The organism is Azospirillum formosense, from assembly GCF_013340925.1.
GTDB classification, from domain to species: domain Bacteria; phylum Pseudomonadota; class Alphaproteobacteria; order Azospirillales; family Azospirillaceae; genus Azospirillum; species Azospirillum formosense.
Genome location: NZ_WHOR01000126.1, coordinates 1 through 15640, shown reverse-complemented (window position 1 = coordinate 15640; position 15640 = coordinate 1). Strand labels below are relative to the sequence as shown.

12 protein-coding genes are annotated in these 15640 nt (G+C 71.0%); 6 read left to right on the top strand and 6 right to left on the bottom strand.

Going from position 1 to position 15640, the window contains the following annotated elements; all coding sequences use genetic code 11:
* Positions 1-182 precede the first annotated feature (182 nt).
* Positions 183-404, top strand: a complete 222-nt coding sequence (locus tag GBZ26_RS16875) for a hypothetical protein (RefSeq protein ID WP_174439825.1) — start codon at positions 183-185, stop codon at positions 402-404.
* A 36-nt stretch (positions 405-440) separates the two neighbouring features.
* On the opposite strand, the gene GBZ26_RS16870 is transcribed toward GBZ26_RS16875, so the two are convergent.
* Positions 441-3410: a PAS domain-containing protein gene (locus GBZ26_RS16870; protein ID WP_174439824.1), complete on the bottom strand. Its 2970-nt coding sequence runs from the start codon at positions 3408-3410 to the stop codon at positions 441-443.
* A 424-nt stretch (positions 3411-3834) separates the two neighbouring features.
* Here GBZ26_RS16870 and GBZ26_RS16865 point away from each other — a divergent pair, with 424 nt between their 5' ends.
* The 4 genes from GBZ26_RS16865 (at position 3835) to GBZ26_RS30880 (ending at position 9760) form a co-directional block, all read left to right on the top strand.
* A complete protein-coding gene (locus GBZ26_RS16865; RefSeq protein ID WP_174439823.1) occupies positions 3835-5511 on the top strand; it encodes an ATP-binding protein in 1677 nt (558 codons plus the stop codon).
* A gap of 84 nt (positions 5512-5595) precedes the next feature.
* Entirely contained in the window at positions 5596-6609 is a 1014-nt protein-coding gene (locus GBZ26_RS16860; protein ID WP_174439822.1) for an amidoligase family protein, read from the top strand.
* An 11-nt stretch (positions 6610-6620) separates the two neighbouring features.
* Positions 6621-7334: a gamma-glutamyl-gamma-aminobutyrate hydrolase family protein gene (locus GBZ26_RS16855; protein WP_174439821.1), complete on the top strand. Its 714-nt coding sequence runs from the start codon at positions 6621-6623 to the stop codon at positions 7332-7334.
* A 119-nt stretch (positions 7335-7453) separates the two neighbouring features.
* Positions 7454-9760 carry an ATP-binding protein gene (locus GBZ26_RS30880; RefSeq protein WP_174439820.1) on the top strand — a complete coding sequence of 769 codons (2307 nt, stop codon included), beginning with the start codon at positions 7454-7456 and terminating at the stop codon, positions 9758-9760.
* A 61-nt stretch (positions 9761-9821) separates the two neighbouring features.
* On the opposite strand, the gene GBZ26_RS16845 is transcribed toward GBZ26_RS30880, so the two are convergent.
* Positions 9822-10253, bottom strand: coding sequence for a hypothetical protein (locus tag GBZ26_RS16845; RefSeq protein ID WP_174439819.1), 432 nt, complete (start codon positions 10251-10253; stop codon positions 9822-9824).
* Positions 10254-10556: 303 nt separating this feature from the next.
* Between GBZ26_RS16845 and GBZ26_RS16840 the strand changes: the two genes are divergently transcribed.
* Positions 10557-12134 (top strand): phospholipase D-like domain-containing protein, encoded by a 1578-nt coding sequence (locus GBZ26_RS16840; RefSeq protein WP_174439818.1) that lies wholly within the window; start codon positions 10557-10559, stop codon positions 12132-12134.
* A gap of 21 nt (positions 12135-12155) precedes the next feature.
* Here GBZ26_RS16840 and GBZ26_RS16835 read toward each other — a convergent pair whose 3' ends face one another.
* The 4 genes from GBZ26_RS16835 to GBZ26_RS16820 all read right to left on the bottom strand — a co-directional run.
* The gene (locus GBZ26_RS16835; protein WP_222069976.1) at positions 12156-13463 is read right to left on the bottom strand and encodes a methyl-accepting chemotaxis protein; all 1308 of its coding nucleotides are present in this window, start codon (positions 13461-13463) and stop codon (positions 12156-12158) included.
* A gap of 274 nt (positions 13464-13737) precedes the next feature.
* A complete protein-coding gene (locus tag GBZ26_RS16830; RefSeq protein ID WP_174439826.1) occupies positions 13738-14508 on the bottom strand; it encodes an OmpA family protein in 771 nt (256 codons plus the stop codon).
* Positions 14508-14993 carry a DUF4398 domain-containing protein gene (locus GBZ26_RS16825; RefSeq protein WP_174439817.1) on the bottom strand — a complete coding sequence of 162 codons (486 nt, stop codon included), beginning with the start codon at positions 14991-14993 and terminating at the stop codon, positions 14508-14510. Before GBZ26_RS16825 ends, GBZ26_RS16830 begins: the two co-directional genes overlap by 1 nt.
* A gap of 190 nt (positions 14994-15183) precedes the next feature.
* On the bottom strand, positions 15184-15640 hold a 457-nt coding region (locus tag GBZ26_RS16820), incomplete at its 5' end, for a hypothetical protein (RefSeq protein ID WP_174439816.1).

Genomic DNA, 15640 nt, shown 5'->3' with positions numbered 1-15640 from the left:
GGGATGGGCACCACCTCGGCCGCAGACCTGACCTTCGTCGGATGGTGCGAATGGAAGCCCTTGCAACCAATGGCTTATTGGGATGCTTGCGTGCCCAATCCATATACCAACTGAACAAACCGCGACGGGTGTATGCCGTTCTTTTGGGCACCACAGAGGGGAGGCTGGACAGGATGCGCTCCATGGACCCGATCAACCCGCCGATGACCGCGATGGACCGCCAACGCACGCTGGACTATTTCGAACGACTCGGCCGGGACAAGGTGCGGCTGTACAGCGCCATCGACTGCGACCGTTACCTGGGCGGCTGGCAGGTGCGCGAACTGGCCGACCAGTGGCTGGCCGAGAAGGCCGCCGAGGAGCGCCCGGTGCCGCTGTGGCGGCGGATCGTCCGGCGGCGCTGAGGCCGCCGCACGCTCGTCCGCCGTTTACGCCGCCCTTTACGCCGCTCCGGCGTTGGCCATCATCTTGCGCAGGTCGTTGGGGAAGACCGGCTTGTGCAGGATGCTGAAGCCGTTGCGGCGGGCCTCGTCCAGCCGTTCCGGGGCGGTGTCGCCGGTCAGGATGATGCCCGGCACGTCCTTGCCGACCAGACCCTGCACCGCGGCCAGAGCCTCCGGCCCGGTCCGCCCCTGCTGGAGCTGGTAGTCGGCCAGCACGATCTGCGGACGGCGCCCGTCGGCGCGCAGCCGTTCCAGCGCCTGATCACCCGAGCGCGCGGTCAGCACGCTGTAGCCCCAGCCCTCCAGCATCGCCTTCAGGCCGAGCAGGATGATCGCCTCGTCGTCGATGACCAGCACCATCCCCTTGGTCGCGCAGTCGTTGGCGGCCTGCCGGAAGAGGTCCATCGCGGGCGGGGCGGCAATGCGGGGCTTTTCCACGACGACGCGCGGCAGCTCCACCGAGAAGACGGAGCCGATGCCCTCCTTCGAGCGGACGCGGACGCGGTGGTCCAGCAACTTCGACAGGCGCTTGACGATGGCGAGGCCGAGGCCCAACCCGCGGTCGCCGCTGCCCTGGATCTGGGTGAATTCCTCGAAAATGTCCTCCAGCCGGTCGGCGGGGATGCCGACGCCGCTGTCCCACACCTCGACGCGCAGCCGGTCGGTGCCGCTGCGGCGGCAGCCGATCAGGATACGGCCCTGGCGGGTGTAGCGCAGCGCGTTCTCGATAAGGTTGCGCAGGATGCGCTCCAGATGCGCCGGGTCGGTGCGCACCCAGGCCCGCGTCGGGACGGCGCGCAGCTCCAGCCCCTTCTGGGCGGCCCGCGGCGCGTACTCCGCGACCAGACGGCCCAGGACCTGCCCCAGACGGACCTCCGCCGGGTTGGCGGCGATCTTGCCGGAGTCCAGCCGCGACATGTCGAGCAGCCCGTCCAGCAGACCCTTCAGCGTGTCCAGCGCCTGGCGCATGTTGTCGAGCAGCGGCAGGCTGGGGTGGCCCTGCAGGCGGTCGCCGAGCGCGGCGGCGAAGAGGTAGAGCGACTGAACGGGCTGGCGCAGGTCGTGGCTGGCGACGGCCAGGAACTTGGACTTGCCGGCGGCGGCGTGCTCCGCCTCCTCCCGCGCGCGGCGCAGGTCGGCCTCGGCCTGCTTGCGGCCGGTCACGTCGACGGCGGCGCAGGTGATGCCGGCCAGCGCGCCGTCCGGGCCGCGCAGCGGGTCGATGGTCATGTCGTAGAAATGGTCCTGCCCGGCGTGGCGGATGCGGACCTCCTCGCGCACGCCCTCGCCGGTGTCCAGCGCGCGGCGCTTGATGGCGGTCACGACCTCGGCGTCGGCGGCGTCCTCGAAGACCTCGAAGTCGGTCTTGCCGACGACGTGGTCCGCCGTGTAGCCGAGGGCCGGGTTGTGCATCCAGGTGTAGCGCAGGGCGCAATCCTGGTTGAACACCACGACGCCGGAGTTGCGCAGCGCCGTGCGGAAGCGCTCGTTGGCGACGCGCAGCGCCTCCTCGGTGGACTTGCGTTCGGTGATGTCGATGCCCGAAACGATCAGGTGGGTAATCCCGCCATCGGTGCCGCGCATCGGGGTGACCCGCATCTCCATGATCGCCGCACGGTCCCCGGCGATGCGCACCGGCGCATCGAAGCGTGTGGAGTCGCCGTGGGCGGCGCGCTCCACCGCGGCGCGCAGGCGGTCGCCCGCGGCGCCGGCGAAGGCACGGCGGCAGGCCTCGTGGAAGGGGTGGCCGACGATCTGCTCGACCGGCAGGCCGGACGCCTGGACGGCGGTCTGGTTGACCTGGAGCACGTCGCCCGCCGGGCTCAACACGCCGACGAAGGTCGGCAGGGCGTCCAGCACGGCGCGCAAATGCTCCTCCGAGCCGCGCAGTGCGCGCTCGCGGGCCTCCAGAGTCTCGGCCATGGCGTCGAAGGCGCGGCCGAGCTGGCCGATCTCCGACTTGCGGTCGACCAGACCGGCCCGCGCGCTGGAATTGCCGGCGCTCCACCCCTGGGTGGCGCGGATCAGCGCCTCGACCGGGCGGCGGATGAACAGGGTGCCGCCGATCCAGGCGGCCAGGATGGCGACCAGCAGCCCGGTCAGGGTCATCAGCAGGCCCTGGCGGGTGGCGCGGTCGATGGTGCCGGCCACGGCCGTGTGGTCGAGCCCGACGCTGATGAACAGGTCGCGCGTTCCCTGGCGGGACGGCGAATAGGCGAGCACCCGCGCCACCCCGTCCATCCCCGGCAGGGTGGTGACGCCGCCGCGCGGTTCGCCCAGCAGGTCCAGATAGGGCCGCGGCACGCGCTCGCCGCGCTGGGCGATGCCGTTGGGCAGCTTGACCAGGATGGTGCCGTTGCGGTCGGTGACCAGCAGGCTGGCGTTCTCGGGCAGCGGGCGCGCCGCGAAGTTGGTGGCCAGCCAGGGCAGGTCGAGGCCGAGTGTCACCACCCCGGCGACCGTGCCGGCCTCGTTGCGGAAGGGGACCGCGAAGGGAAGCAGGGCGGTGCCGGGCTCCGCCGCCGGGCCGGTCGTCGTCCATTCGCCGATGACGAAGCGGCCCTCCTCCAGCGCGCGGCGGACATAGGGCCGCTGGACATTGGGAAGGTCGGCGGTGGCGGGCGCGCTGTCGGGCGCGGCGCGGCACAGAACGGTGCCGTCGCGGTCCAGGACGGACAGGTTGCGGTATTCGGGAGCGCGTTGCGCCAGCCGGATCAGATGGGCTTGGCACTGGGCATAGTCGCCGGAACGCAGGGCGGCCGATTCCGCGATGGAGGTGACCATCAGCCGCGCGCCGTCGACGATCCGCGCCTGTTCCCCTTCGACCAGATGGAGCAGCCGCTCGGCCTGGGTCGCGACTTCCTCGGCGCGTTCCGCACGGAACTGGAACACGCTGTAGGCCTGGATGCCCAGGGCCGGCAGGACGGCCAGAAGCACGAGCAGGAAAAGGCGGGCCAGCAAGGTCATCGTGTCACAGGCTCCCATCGGGCGGGAAAGCAGCCGGAACCAAAAGTCCGCTATCGTTTCGCCTGTGTTCCGAATAACCTTTGCATGGTTAAATCGCAGTTAATGATGGGAGTTTATTTTCTTAGGGAACGGCAATCTCCTGGAGCTTTTCTGGCAATAAAGGGGTAGCTGGGGCGGCGTGCCGGAGATTTGCTTTTGTATTTCTCCTAAAATTTCCGGATGTCCTTTTATCGAAAGAGGTAATCATCAGCCCCTTCGATGGGAGAGTGGATCGTGGGCGGGGATGAGACCGGCATCCGGTGCCGCCCTCCGCCGTCCAGACGGAGTTCAGCCTGGACGGAGTGGGTTGCGGATGCCGGATCACCCGCTTCCGCCGGAGGATGGGCGTGCTACAGTGCACCCCCCGCCGCTCCGGAAGACCCGCTTGCCGTCGAAGTCCCATCATCGTCCACTGGTTCTTCTGGTGCTGGCCGCGCTGCTGCCGCTGGTGGTCCTGTCCGCGGCTCTCGGCGGTGCCTGGCTGCGTGGGCAGCAGAGCGCGATGGAGGCCAATGCCGTCGCGCTGGTTGATCGGCTGTCCGCCCTGGTGGACCGTGAACTGTCCGCGCAGATGGACGCGTTGAAGGCGGTGGCGGCGTCGCCCCTGCTGGACGGCTTGGCCGCGGGCGGTGAGGTCGATGCCGTGAGCTTCTTCGAATACGCTGAACGGGTGCAGGGCGCGCTTCCGCTGTGGACGACCATCGTCCTCAGCGATGTCGGGGGAAACCGGCTGGTCGACGCCCCCTTTCTGGTGGGTGGTGTCAGGGGCAAGGTGCTGGAAATGGACAGCCACCGGCGTGTGGTGGAGACGGGCAAGCCGGCGGTCGGCACGATTCTGCGCGGCCCGCGCGGTGGCTACGCCTTCCCCATCCGCGTTCCGGTGACGCGCAACGGCGCGCCGGTCGCCGTTCTGTCGGCGGTGGTGATGCCGGAGGGATTCCAGAACCTGTTGTTCGGCAACAGTCTGCCGCAGGGCTGGATCGCCGCGGTCATCGATGCCGAAGGACGCGTGGTGGCACGGGCCGGCGGCGAGCAGGGCATGATCGGGCGCCACGCCAGTGAAAACGCGCTCCGCGCCCGCCGCGCCGCCGGCAGCGGCGTCTATGACGGAATGAGCCTGGAGGGCACGCCGACGGTGGTCGCCTTCCGCACGCTGCCCGATTACGGGTGGTCGGTTCACTTTGCCATCCCGCGGGACGTCTATCGGGCGCCGGTCTCCAACGCGGTGTGGCTGGCCGGTGTGGGGGCGTTGGCCAGCCTGTTGATAGCCGGCGCCTTCCTGTGGCTCCTCGCCCGCGAGTTGCGCCTGCGCCGCCGTCAGGAGGCGGCGCGGGAGGAAAGCCTGCGGCTGGAGGCCCTGGGCCGCATGACCGGCGGCGTTGCCCACGACATTGCCAATCTGCTGACCGTCGTGATGGGCGGCATCGCCGTCATCCGCAGCCGTCCCAACGACCCGGGGCGCATCACCCGCGTGCTGCCCGAGATCGAGGGTGCGGTGGTGCGCGGGCAGGCGCTGATGCGGCAGATGGCCGCCTTCGGCCGCCGCAGTGTTTACGAGCCGGTGCCCTTTCGTCTCCAGGACCGCAAGGCGTCGCTGGAAGCACTGCTGGCGCGTTCCGCCGGCAGTGCGGTGGACACCGCCCTGATCGTCCCGGACGATCTCTGGCCCATCCTGGCCGATCCGGACGCCATGGAGGTGGCGCTGCTCAATCTGGCGGTGAACGCGCGCGACGCCATGCCCGAGGGCGGCACGCTGACCGTCATGGCGGAAAACCGCGGCCTGCCGGAGCGGCGGGGCGATGACACCGGCCTGACCGGCGATTTCGTGGCGCTGGCCGTCCGCGACACCGGAACCGGCATTCCGCCGGAGCATCTGCGTCAAATCTTCGAACCCTTCTTCACGACCAAGCCGGAAGGGAAGGGAACCGGGCTGGGCCTCAGCCAGGTTTTCGGCTTCGCCCGGCAGTCGGGTGGGACGGTCACGGTGACCAGCACCGTCGGGGCCGGTACCACCGTGACGCTCTATCTGCCGCGGGCGCCGGCGGGCGAGTCCCCCGGCTGAACCGGAGGGGGGCCGGAGCGGTGGCCGGAGCGGTGATGGAGGCGGTAAGGAACCGCCAGCCGCGCGCGGTGTTGAACGGGCGCCATGGACATTGCATTCCGCACGCCCCCCCATTCCACCACGACGGACGGCGCCCCGCGCACCGTCGGCGTGGAGGTCGAATTCGCCAACCTCGACGCCCCCTCCGCGGCCGCGGTGGTGCACCGCCTTTATGGCGGCGCATTGGAGCCGGAGAGCCCGCACCGCTGCCGGGTGACCGGCACGCGGCTGGGTGACTTTTCGGTCGAGTTGGACATGCGCTCCGCGCATCCCGAGAAGGCGCATCCTGAAAAGGCGGAGGCCGGCGAGCCCGGAGCGCTGGGAAAAGCGGTGGGCAAGGCGGTGGACGGCGTGGTGGAGGCTTTGCGGCCCTGGTGGGGCAACATCGGCAGCCTCGTCATGCCGTTCGAGATCGCCGCCCCGCCCATTCCCATCGACCGGCTGGCCGAGCTGGAGCCCCTGTTCGCCGCCCTGAGCGCCCAGGGGGCCGCCGGCACGGACGCCAGCCCGCTGTTCGCCTTCGGCCTGCACCTGAATCCGCAGGTGGCGCGCACCGATGGCGCCTATGTGCTGGACCATCTGAAGGCTTTCCTGCTGCTGGCCCCTTGGCTGCGCCACGAGATCCGCGTCGACCCGACCCGGCGCTTGACCGGCTTCATCGCCGCCTTCCCGGTGGACTACGCGGTGAAGGTCGTCGATCCCGCCTACCGTCCGGACCTCGACGGGCTGATCGGCGACTATCTGGAGGCCAACCCGACGCGCAACCGCGAGCTGGACCTGTTTCCACTGTTCGCCCATCTCGCCCCGGAGACGATGGCGGCCAAGCTGAACGACCCGCATGTGCGGCCCCGCCCGACGTTCCATTACCGTCTGCCGAACGCCCGGCTGGGTGATCCGGATTGGAGCCTGGCCCAGGACTGGAACCGTTGGGTCGCGGTTGAGGAGCTGGCAACGGACCGCGACCGGCTCGACGCGTTGGGAGCGGACTTCCGCGCCTTCGCCGCGCGCAAGGCGCTGGACGGCTGGGCCGCCGAGGCGGGCCGACGGCTTTCCACCTGACGGGGGGCGACATGGCCGCCTTCATCGCAAGGGGACGCCCCCTGATCGGAGTCACCGCGTCGGTGCATGGCAGCCGCATCGCTTGGTGGGCGAACCGTCTGGCGCTGCGCCGCGCCGGGGCGCGGGCGGTGCGCATCACGGCGCGCGACCCCTTTCCCGTCGAGCGGTTGGACGGGCTGGTGGTCGGCGGCGGCGACGACATCGACGCCGCCCTCTACGGCGAGACCGCCCGTCCGAAGATGCGCATCGACCCGGAGCGCGACCGGCTGGAACTGCGCGCGCTGGACGGCGCGGCGGCGCGGCGGCTTCCCGTGCTGGGCATCTGCCGGGGCTCGCAGATGATCAACGTGCACCGCGGCGGCTCGCTGCTCACCGACATCCACGAGGTCTATGAGGAGGCGCCGCGCCTGCGCACCGTCCTGCCGCGCAAGCGCATCCGCATCGACCCGCGCAGCCACCTCTACCGCATCCTGGGCATCGCCGAATGCCGGGTGAACGCGCTGCATCATCAGGCGGTGGACCGGTTGGGCGACGGCCTGCGCGTGGTGGCGCGCGAGACGGTGGGGATCGTCCAGGGGATCGAGGCGGTCCATCACCCCTTCCTGATCGGGGTTCAGTGGCATCCCGAATATCTGGTCGCCGACCCACGCCAACAGGCGTTGTTCCGCACGTTGGCCGCCACCGCCGCCGGAACCGCCAGCCTGGAGGACGCCGCGGCTCTGTGAGACCTCTTAACCGTCCCTCTTAACTGTTCGATGTGCCACCATTTCCCTGGTGCGCGGAAGCGGCTATCCTAACGATCGGGCCTAACGATCGGGCCGCCGCAACGGCGGAGGGGCAGCGGGTGACGGACAAACGGGCAGGCCGGCGCCTTCGGCTGCACACGGTGACGATGCTCACCGCGCTGGCCACGGCGTTTCTGATGGCCGGGCTGACGCTCGGGGTGGGCGGTGCCTTCGTCCGGGTGCTCGACCTTGCGGAAGAGGCGGACCGCGCCATCGTCCCCCAGATCACCCGCCAGCACCAATACGCCGTCTTCGCCGCCCGCATGGGCCAGCTCGCCGAAGCGGTCCTGCGCTCCCGCTCGCCGGAGGAACGCGCCGGTGCCCTGGCCGAGGTGAAGGGGGTGTCGCAGCGCTTCGCGGCGGACGCGGCGGCCCCGGCGCTGCTCCAGCGGCTCGAACAGGCCATCCAGGCGGTGCGCCGCACCGCGGAGCGGGCCGATGCCATCGACGCCCTGGCGGCCCAGGCCGTCGCCCTGCGGCAGAAGGGGGATGAGGCGTTCCTGAGTCTGCTGCGCTCCGGTGCGCCCCTGGCGGTGCAGGAACCCTACCACCACGCCCTGGAGGCGCTGGCCGGTGGCATGATCGCGACGGACGCGGAGCAACTCGCCGTCGAGGCCGCCCGCTTCCACAGGCACGCCGCCGCGGTGGTGAACGCGCTGATCCCGCTGGAGCCGGGGGAACGGGCGCCGCTCGCCCGCACCGCGCGCGATCTGGACGGGCTGGGCGACCTGTTCACCCTGCGGCGGACCATCCTGTCCGAAGCGGGCTTGATGGGGCTGGAGACGGAGATCGCCCACGGCGTGCTCAACGACCTCAGCGGCAGCCTGACCGATGCAGCGGCGGACAACACGCGGCGCATCGCCGACACCTTGACCGATCAGGCGCGCAGCGGCCTGTGGATCGTGCTGGTCGGGCTGGGCATCGCTTCGGCGGTGCAGACACTGCTCTACGTGCTGCTGCGTGTCCATGTGGTCCGCCCGATCCGCCGCGCCTCGCAGGCGCTGGCCATGGTGCAGAAGGAGCGCCGGACCGTCCGCCTGCCGCCCGCCCTCTTCGCCGAACTTCAGGCCATCTCCACCAGCGTGGAGCGGTTCGGAACGGCCCTGGTGGAGACCCACGCCCACGCCGAGGCGCTGAAGGCGGGGGAGGAGCGGATGCGTGCGATCCTGGCGGCCTCGCCCTTTCCCATTGTGATCGCCCGGCGGTCGGACGATGCCGTCCTGTTCGCCAACCCTCAGGCTGAAGAGCTGTTCGGGACCGAGGGGCCGCGGTTGGCGCTGACGCGCAACGCGCGCTTCTTCGTGCACCCCTCCGACGCCGCCCGGCTGTCCCGTCTGGTGGCCGAGCAGGGGTCGGCGAGCGACCTGGAGATGGAGATGCGCACCGCCGGTGGCCGGCCCTTCTGGGCGATGATCTCCGCCGTGGGGATCCACGACGTGGACGAGCCGGCCATCCTCATCGCCGTCAACGACATCACCCTGCGCAAGCGGTCGGAGGAGGAGACGGAGGCGGCCAAGCAGCGCGCCGAGAGCGCCCTGGCCGACCTGCGCGACACCCAGGCCCACCTGATCCAGGCGGAGAAGATGGCCTCGCTCGGCGGGATGGTGGCGGGGGTGGCGCATGAGGTGAACACGCCGGTGGGCATCGCCCTGACCGGCATCACCCATCTGGCCGACCAGACCCGCAAGGTGGTCCGCGGGGTCGAGGCCAACACGCTGCGCCGCGCCGACTTCACCGGTTACCTGACCACCGCCGGGGAGGCCTGCCGCCTGATCGAGAGCAACCTGAACCGCGCCGCCGAACTGATCCAGAGCTTCAAGCAGACGGCCGTGGACCAGACCAGCGAGGAGCGGCGCCGCGTCGATCTGGCCGCCTATCTGGACGACGTGCTGACCAGCCTGCGCCCGCGGCTGAAGCAGACGCCCCACCGGGTGGTGGTGGACTGCCCGGCGGGCCTGTGGGTGGACAGCTATCCCGGCGCGCTGTTCCAGGTCCTGACCAACCTGACGATGAACGCGGTGGTCCACGCCTATCCGGACGGGCGGGCCGGCACGCTGACCGTCACCGCGACCCGCCCCAACCCGCAGGAGGTCGAGCTGCGCTTCTGCGACGATGGCTGCGGCATTCCCGCGGCCCATCTGGGGCGCGTCTTCGACCCCTTCTTCACGACGCGGCGCGGCGAGGGGGGGAGTGGGCTCGGCCTGCACATCGTCTACAACATCGTGACCACCCGGCTGCGCGGCAGCATCCGGGTGGAAAGCCGGGAGGGCGGCGGCACCTGCTTCCTCCTGCGCTTCCCTGCCGAGGCTCCCCCCGCGCTGGACTCCGGCGAACCGGCGGCGGTCAGGCCGGAGCCGGTGGCCTGAAACGGAAAAGGGCGCGCCGGAGATCCCGGCGCGCCCTTCGCGGCAAACCTTTGAAAGGCCGTTACTTGCTGCCGTCCGGGCCGCAGTTCGGGGTGCCCGGCGGGCAGTGGGTGCCGGTCGCGGTCTGGTTGTCGCGGGCCGGGTTGCTGCTGGTGGCGCTGCCCATACCCGAGGGCGCCGTGGTCTGGCCCTGCCAGGTGCCGCCCGACGAGCCGCTGCCCATGGTGCCGCCCGTGGTTCCATTGCCCATGGTGCTGCCCGACGAACCGGGCACGGTGGTCCCCGGGGTGTTCATGGTGCCGGTCGAGCCGGCGGTGCCCGGCGTGGTGACGCTGCCCGGGGTGGAGCCGGGGCCGGAGGTGCTCAGGCCGGTGGACGGCGAGGTCGTGGTGCTGGGAACGGTCGGGCTCACGGCGGTGCCGCCCGACTGGGCGACGGCGGAGCCGGCCATCAGGGCGAGGGCCGACGCGGCGGCGATCAAAACGGTACGCATCCTCATCTCTCCATCTGGTGGCGGCGCCCTTTGGCCGGGCGCCCTCCTGGCGGGGGTTCGGTCCGGCGCTTTGCAGCGCGACCGTCCCCCATTCGCCCATCCCCAACAGGACGCCCGGCCCATCGTTGCGACAAAATCGGATGGATCATTTCGATCTTTTGGCGAGCCCCCCGCCGTCCGGTTTTCCGTCCGCCCCCATCCAGATGCGGATGCCGGGGGATTCCGGGGCAGCCGGGCGCCCTGCGGAACAGGCCGCCGCCAGAAGAGTTGACGCAAGCACCGTTACGGCACGTCGAGGCAGGAATGAGCGATCATCGGGATGCGGCGGACCTTGCCGGGGCGCGGCCCATCCTGCGCCCCGGCGCCACCTGCTGGCGGACCGAGCGGGCGGACCGGGTGGCGGTGCTGGTCGACGGCGCCGCCTTCTTCGCGGCGGTGCGCGCCGCCCTGCTGCGGGCGCGCCGCTCGGTGATCCTGCTCGGCTGGGACATCGATCCGCGGATGCGCCTCGACCCCCACGACCCGGAAACGCTGGGCGACTTCCTCGCCCGCCTGATCCGCCAGCGCCCGTCGCTGCGGATCCACGCGCTGAAGTGGGACATGCCCTTTCCCATCTCGCTGGAGCACCCGCACGGGCCGCTGGAGCGGCTGAACCGGCGCACCGGCCCGCGGTTGACGCTGGAGTTGGACGACGCCCTGCCGGTGGGAGCGGCGCAGCACCAGAAGCTGGTGGTGGTCGATGACGCGCTGGCCTTCTGCGGCGGAATCGACCTTGCCGGCGACCGCTGGGACACGCCGGAGCATCGGGACAACGATCCGCGCCGCCGCTGGCCGACCGGCGAGCTTCACGCCCCGCGCCACGACGTGATGATGGCGGTGGACGGACCCGCCGCCCGCCGGCTGGGGCTGATGGCGCGCGAGCGCTGGGGCCACGCCACGGGACAGGCGCTGCCGCCTCCGCCGCCTGACGGCGCTGCGGGTGGCGACCCCTGGCCGGAGGGGCTGCACCCGCTGATCACCGACGCGGATGTGGGCATCGCCCGCACGCTCCCCGACTGTCTGGTCGGCCGTCCGGTCCGCGAGAACGAGGCGCTGACCTTCGCCGCCATCGCCGGGGCGCGGCGCAGCATCTATCTGGAGAACCAGTATTTCGCCTCCTTCCGGGTGGCGGAGGCGCTGGCCCGGCGGCTGCGCGAGCCGGACGGGCCGGAGGTGGTGGTCGTCGTCCCCATGGAAAGCCCGAGCTGGTTCGACCGCATGGCCATGGACACGCCGCGCGGCGTGGTGCTTCAGGAGCTGCGCGCCGCCGATCGCCACGGGCGCCTGCGCGCCATGACCCCGCTGACCGAGGGCGGCAACGGCATCGTCGTGCATTCCAAGCTGATGGTGGTGGATGACCGGCTGCTGCGCATCGGGTCGAGCAACCTGAACAACCGGTCCATGGGTTACGACACGGAATGCGATCTGGCGGTGGAGGCGCCGCCGGGCGACCGCAGCACCGCCAACGCCATCGGCGCGGTGCGCAACCGCCTGCTGGCCGAGCATATGGGCGTCGACCCGTCGGAGCTGACCGCCGCCGTCCGCGCCACCGGCAGTCTGGTGGCCGCCATCGACCGGCTGAACAAGGAGTCCGGGCGCCGGCTGGCGCCGCTGCCCGACACCGACCCCGGCCTGACCGAGCAGGCCTTCGCCGCCCTGCGCATCGCCGATCCCGACCGCCCGGAGGAAGCCTGGGCCGTGTGGAAGCGCATGCCCCCGGCCCCGGCGCCGGCCCGTTCCCTGACCCGCGCGGTGGGGGCGGCGCTGTTCACCGCCGGAGCGATCGCCGGGGTCTACGCCGTTGCGCGGGCGATGGTCGAGACCGAGCGCGGCGACCGCTGAGCGGCGCGCCGCACAGGTCGGTCAGGCGGCGCGCTTCCGGACGCCGGACACACTGCGCAGATCCTCCTCCAGACCGTTCAGCCGGGCCAGCCCGCCGCTGATCGCGTCCAGCTCCCGCCGCAGCCCCTCGGGAACGCGCAGGTCCCCGGCGAAACCGGCCAGCGTGTCGGCCAGGGAATCGCCCAGCCGGTCCAGCTCGCCCATCAGCCGCCGCTCGTGCCCGGCGACGTCCTGCTGGCCGGCGCTGAGGCTTTGCAGGCGGTCGGCCAGATCGGACAGCAGCGCGTGCTCGGCGGCCACCTTGGCCTGGGCGTCCTGGCCGGCGATCTGCTGGGCGATGGCCTGCTGCATGCGGTCGATGCCCTTCTGGATCACCTGGATGGCCTCGTTCGACTGGCGGGCCAGATCGCGCACCTCGTTCGCCACCACGCGGAAGCCGTGGCCGTATTCCCCGGCCCGCGTCGCCTCGATGGCGGCGTTCAGCGCCAGCATGTTGGTGGCGGACATGATGCGGGTGATGGCGTTGACCGAATCCTCCAGCGCGCGGGATTCCGCGACGATCTGCTCGAACCGCGTCAGGTCGGAGGTCGCCTCCGCCCGGCGGCGGTCCAGATGCTCCTGGAGGCTGGCGAGAAGCGCGTGGTTTTCCGTGGCGCAGCGCTGGGCGTCGTCGTGGCGGCCGGCGATCTGCACCCCGCTGTCGCGGATGTAACCGACCAGGGCGGCCACCGCGTCCTGCGTGTCGGACAGGCGGGCGCGCAGGGCCTGCACCTCCCGCTCCGCCTGGTCGAGCGCCGCGCCGACGCGGGCCTTGGCCAGTTCGACCGCCTGCGGCACCTCGGCGATGGCGCGCTCCGCCTCCGGCGGGATGCCCTGGGGGCGGCGCGCGAAGGCCAGCCGGGCGGCACACAGGCTGCCGAATTCGTCCAGCGGGCCGTCCATGCCGTTGTCGCGCAGCAGGCGGCGCCACTCTTCCGAATCCCGGTGCAGGGTGGTGAACAGGCGGTTGGCCTCGTCCGTCGTCAGCGTCTCGCCATCGAAGGTCAGATGCTCGTGAGGGATGAAGTTGAACAGCGACGTGACCATGGTCCGCCGTGTTTCCAGAACCCAATACTGGACGACCATCACCACCATGATGGTGACGATCATGCCGAGCGCCGCCGCCGGCCCCTCCGGCACGCCGAAACGGTGCAGCGTGGCGTTCCACAGCGGGTTGAGGAGAACCACCACCACAATCACCGGAAGGCCGATGATGAGGAGAAGCAGAGCCTGCGCCTTCAAAAATCCCCTGCTGAGCATCGCTCCCTCGTCACCCTGTCCAGTGGTCATCCCGAATCCCCGCGCAATCAAAAGGACGCTGTGGTCCCTCATGTTCGCGCATCGTAAAACCACACACCGTAAAAGGTAAAGAAGCATTGATTTTGCCCTGCATTCGAGACAATTTTTCCGAATGACGCTGCTTCCGGCGCAGTGGTGGAGCCGGACGGGCAAGTCGGAGCGGGAAAAACGGCTGGAAATCGGGCCGGAATCGAAGCGGGCGAGCCGTTTCCGGCCCGCCCGTTCTTGTTCAATCGCAATGTGCGTCAAATGGCAGCATGGCCCGTCAGGAGCGCGTCTCCGCCACCGAGCCCGGCTCGGAAATCACGATGTCGACGCGTCGGTTCTGCTGGCGTCCCGACTCCGTGCTGTTGGAGGCGACCGGTTGGGCCGACCCCAGGCCCTGGGCGGCGATGCGGCTGGGGTTGACGCCGCGCGCGGTCAGAGCGTCGCGCACCGCCATGGCACGCTCCTCGGACAGGCGCAGGTTGGTGGCCGACGAACCGGTGGTGTCGGTGTAGCCTTCGATCCGCACGGTCCGTTCCGGATTGCGCTGGAGGAAGTTGGCGAGTTCGCTCAGACGCGCGTCGGCGCCCGGAGTCAGGCGGGCGCTGCCGGTGGCGAACAGCACGTCGCCCAGCGACATCACCAGACCGCGCTCCGTCCGCTCCGCCTGGAGGGCGCGGATCTGGTCCTGGAGGCGGTAGGTCTCGGCGTTGGCGACGACCTGCTGCGCGCCCTTCATCGCCGCCACGTCCTGGGCGATCTGGATCTGCCGGTTGGCGAGATAGGCCTGATGGTCCATCTCCGCGGCGTTGCCGTCGCTGCGCGCCCGCTCGCCGCGCTGCAGCGCCTCTTCGGCGCGGCGCAGCTCCAGCGTGGCGTTGCTGGCCAGCTGCGGGTTGGCGGCGGCGCTGGAATAGGACTGGCGCGCCTGGGCCAGGGCCGGCGTATCGTCCGGGGTGGCGCAGGCGCCGAGCGACAGGGCGACGACGCCGAGCGACGCCAGGGCCAGGCTTTTCCCCATCTTGCGGGTTTTCTTGTTTGCAACGTGCATCACGGCGTGCCCTCCAGCGTGCGCGGGGCGCTCCAGGTCGAGGTTCCGCTCATGGCCGGCGGGGCCAGGGGAGCGGCGGCGGACGCGGCGGGGGCGCGGCCCGGCACACCGCTGTTGGGATTCGCGAGCGTGCGCACGGCGCTGGCGGCCTGCTGCGCCGTCGCGCGCTGCGAACGCACGGTGGCGAGTTCGGCGTCGGCCTGCGCCTGCTCGGCGAGGCGGCGGGCCTGGGTCCGCTCGTCCTCGCGCATGGCGGCGTCGGCGGCGGCCAGCTTCTCGCGGGCGGATTGGAACTCCGCGGGGGCGTGTTGGAGGGCGCCGGCCCGTTCGGCCTGCTGGATCGCTTGCGCCGACGCGCCGAGCTGGGCGGTCGGCGGCGGCACGCTGCCGGCGCAGGCGGCCAGCCCGAGCGACGCCGACAGGATGGCCGCGCCCCTCCAATTTAGCTTGGGCCATCCCAAGGTCGAAATGCTGTTGCGGTTCATGCTGCGGCTTCCCGAATGACCGCGGCGTACGGCCGCGGGAGAGTGTTCGCCGCTCCAACGCGCCGCCGGGTGGAAGGTTCCTTCTCCGCACATCCGCGCCGGGAAACGCCCCGCTTGCGTGCAAAAAGACGGCCGGGGGAGTGCCCCGGCCGCAAGGTCTGCCTGGATGGGAGGGTGGATGGGGAGGGGGTTACTTCTGGATGCCGATGACCTGCTGCTGCGCCTTGTTGCCGATGCCGGCGGAGAGGTTGGAGACGGTGCCGAGGTTCTGGTTGAACAGGGCGCCCGGCGCGCCGAACTGCATGGCCTTGACCTGCTGCTGGGCGGTGTTGCCGATGCCGACCGCGCTGTTGCTGACGGTGCCGGCGTTGCTGTTGAAGCCGCCCAGAGCGAAGGGCGTCTTCACACCGCCGCCGCCCGCCTGCATGCCGAAGACCTGCTGCTTGGCGGTGTTGCCGACGCCGGCGGCGAGGTTGGAGACGTTGCCCAGGTTGGAGGCGGTGCCGAAGGGCCCGGCCAGCCCGCCGCCGGCCTGCACGCCCATCACCTGCTGCTGCGCCTTGTTCTGGATGCCCGCGGCGGTGTTGGAGATGACCCCCAGGTTGCTGGCGTTGCCGAGCGGGATGCCGCCGGTCATCAGGTCGCCG

Coding starts and splice junctions, on each gene's coding strand:
- GBZ26_RS16875 (WP_174439825.1), top strand. CDS start 183: ATGGACCCGATCAACCCGCCGATGACCGCGATGGACCGCCAACGCACG.
- GBZ26_RS16870 (WP_174439824.1), bottom strand. CDS start 3,410: ATGACCTTGCTGGCCCGCCTTTTCCTGCTCGTGCTTCTGGCCGTCCTG.
- GBZ26_RS16860 (WP_174439822.1), top strand. CDS start 5,596: ATGGACATTGCATTCCGCACGCCCCCCCATTCCACCACGACGGACGGC.
- GBZ26_RS16855 (WP_174439821.1), top strand. CDS start 6,621: ATGGCCGCCTTCATCGCAAGGGGACGCCCCCTGATCGGAGTCACCGCG.
- GBZ26_RS16845 (WP_174439819.1), bottom strand. CDS start 10,253: ATGCGTACCGTTTTGATCGCCGCCGCGTCGGCCCTCGCCCTGATGGCC.
- GBZ26_RS16840 (WP_174439818.1), top strand. CDS start 10,557: ATGAGCGATCATCGGGATGCGGCGGACCTTGCCGGGGCGCGGCCCATC.
- GBZ26_RS16835 (WP_222069976.1), bottom strand. CDS start 13,463: ATGACCACTGGACAGGGTGACGAGGGAGCGATGCTCAGCAGGGGATTT.
- GBZ26_RS16830 (WP_174439826.1), bottom strand. CDS start 14,508: ATGCACGTTGCAAACAAGAAAACCCGCAAGATGGGGAAAAGCCTGGCC.
- GBZ26_RS16825 (WP_174439817.1), bottom strand. CDS start 14,993: ATGAACCGCAACAGCATTTCGACCTTGGGATGGCCCAAGCTAAATTGG.